The following is a 2,501-nucleotide window of genomic DNA, read 5'->3' as shown; positions in this document are numbered from 1 at the left end:
GTTTTGAAAATCCGCCGTCCAGATGACTGGCATATTCACCTTCGTGACGACCAAATGCTCAGCACGGTGTTACCTTTCACCAGTGAAGTATTTGGTCGTGCGATTGTCATGCCAAACCTGAGTCCTCCCGTAACCACCGTGGCGGCTGCGATAGCATATCGTGAACGTATTATGGCCGCGTTGCCTGTCGGACATAATTTTACCCCTCTGATGACCTGCTATCTGACCGATTCTCTGGATCCGGAAGAAATTGCCCGCGGTTTCGAGCAAGGCGTGTTCACAGCAGCAAAACTGTATCCGGCGAACGCGACAACAAATTCCCAGCATGGCGTTTCTGATACCAAAATGATTTACCCTGTTTTGGAACGTATGCAGAAAATCGGTATGCCTTTGCTGATCCACGGTGAAGTCACTCACAACCATGTTGATATTTTTGATCGTGAAGCCCGCTTCATTGATGAAGTGATGGATCCGGTGCGTCGTCAGTTCCCTGAATTGAAAATTGTCTTCGAGCACATCACCACCAAAGAAGCCGCGCAGTATGTTCTTTCCGGCAATCAGTATCTGGGCGCAACCATTACGCCGCAACATCTGATGTTCAACCGCAATCACATGCTGGTTGGCGGCGTGCGCCCTCACCTGTTCTGTCTCCCCATTCTCAAACGCAACGTTCATCAGGAAGCATTGCGTGAGGTCATCGCCAGCGGCGCGGATCGCTTCTTCCTCGGTACCGACTCTGCGCCGCACACCAAAGACCGTAAAGAATCGAGCTGCGGATGTGCAGGTTGCTTCAATGCCCCACTGGCGTTATCGGCTTATGCGACCGTCTTTGAAGAAATGGATGCACTGCAACACTTTGAGGCGTTTTGCTCCCTTAACGGCCCGCGTTTCTATGGCCTGCCGCTCAATGAAGACTTCATCGAAATGTCTCGTATACCGGTGACGCAGCCGGAAGAAATTGCGTTGGGCAATGAATCTGTTGTGCCATTCCTCGCAGGTCAGACACTGAACTGGAAAGTGACGTCGAACTAAATACAAATTCTCACAAGCGTGTATTGCACTGATCATGATTTGACTGTATAAATATACAGTCAAATCTATTCAGGAGGTCCTATGCGTGTTGAAGTCACAATCGATAAAACCAAGCCTCTGCCTGCTGGCGYGCTGGACGCGTTATCAGGTGAATTGAGTAAAAGAATTAACAAACAGTTTTCTGACCGCGAAAATAAAATTCAGGTCCGCTATGCGGGGGCAAATAGCCTGTCCGTTTTGGGTGGCGCAAAAACTGACCGTGACCTTATCGAGGAAATTCTTCAGGAAACCTGGGAAAGCGCTGATGACTGGTTCTCAAATCAGAACGATGAGTAACCCGATGAAATCCCTGAAAAGCCATTCACTTTTTACTCCCTATCTATAATAATCAGGTTTATTAAAACCACGCCGCAAGGCTATTGGTGTATTTCACCGGGCGTCGCAGTCCGGTTTTTTATTCTTTTTTACTGCATAAAACAGACTCTTCTGAAAAATAAAATTTAAGTTAATCTCAGATTATTCCGCTGAATAAATAATCAACACAAATTATTTACAATTTAATACGCTTAAATCACTCCATAAATCGGTTTATCTGTTTATACTGAAATTGCTCACATGATAATGAGCCGCCTTGATCCTCAGATAGTCACTCACGTCAGTCACTACAATATAAGGGGTCTATATGGACAGAAATGATGAAGTTATTCAGACACACCCGCTTGTTGGTTGGGATATCAGTACCGTCGACTCTTATGATGCCATGATGATACGCCTTCATTACCTGTCTTCAAAAGACCAGACACCCGAGGATGCTCAGGTAGACAGAACCTTGTGGTTAACTACCGACGTTGCACGGCAACTCATTAACATTCTTGAAGCCGGCATCGAAAAGATAGAATCTAACGAGTACGAATACAGTGATCACCGAAAACACTAATCTTTACCTGCCAGTCTGAGGCACCAGCGATTTATCCTGGTGCCTTTTTCTTTGCCTCCGCGCTGCTTGCCTTCTTCGCCTTAAACTCTCTATCATGCCAGTAGCCAGTTTGTTAAAAATTCTTACCACAGGAACGTTTGAATTATGGATTACGATCTCATTATCGTAGGCAGCGGTTCGGTCGGTTCAGCCGCAGGCTACTACGCCACCCGTTCCGGCTTGAAAGTGCTGATGATAGATAGCGCAATGCCACCCCATCAGGCGGGCAGTCACCATGGCGAAACACGCCTTATCCGCCACGCTTACGGCGAAGGTTCCCGTTATGTGCCAATGCTGCTGAGAGCTCAAACGCTTTGGGATGAGCTGGCAGAACTGAGCAGCGATAAGATTTTCCATCGTAGCGGCGTCCTGAATATTGGTCCTGAAAACTCTGAATTTATCGGTAACGTTAAGAACAGCGCAGAAACCTACAACCTCGTCATACAATCCCTCAGTGCGGCTGAAATTCGTGAAAAGTGGCCTCTGTTCACGC

4 protein-coding genes are annotated in these 2,501 nt (G+C 47.2%); all 4 read left to right on the top strand.

Annotated features, from left to right (window positions below; translation table 11 throughout):
• Window positions 1-3: 3 nt before the first annotated feature.
• Window positions 4-1,032 carry a dihydroorotase gene (gene pyrC, locus AC1DUO_RS24140; RefSeq protein ID WP_477989119.1) on the top strand — a complete coding sequence of 343 codons (1,029 nt, stop codon included), beginning with the start codon at window positions 4-6 and terminating at the stop codon, window positions 1,030-1,032.
• An 81-nt stretch (window positions 1,033-1,113) separates the two neighbouring features.
• The gene (dinI, locus tag AC1DUO_RS24135) at window positions 1,114-1,368 is read left to right on the top strand and encodes a DNA damage-inducible protein I (RefSeq protein ID WP_477989118.1); all 255 of its coding nucleotides are present in this window, start codon (window positions 1,114-1,116) and stop codon (window positions 1,366-1,368) included.
• 346 nt (window positions 1,369-1,714) lie between these two features.
• A complete protein-coding gene (gene bssS / locus AC1DUO_RS24130; protein WP_013576258.1) occupies window positions 1,715-1,969 on the top strand; it encodes a biofilm formation regulator BssS in 255 nt (84 codons plus the stop codon).
• Between the two features lie 144 nt (window positions 1,970-2,113).
• Window positions 2,114-2,501: FAD-dependent oxidoreductase (locus AC1DUO_RS24125; protein ID WP_477989116.1), on the top strand; the 388-nt coding region annotated here is incomplete at its 3' end.

Source organism: Rahnella sp. P4_A8, from assembly GCF_056402435.1.
The sequence above is the reverse complement of the archived record's forward strand: the minus strand, read 5'-3'. Positions and strand labels throughout refer to the sequence as shown.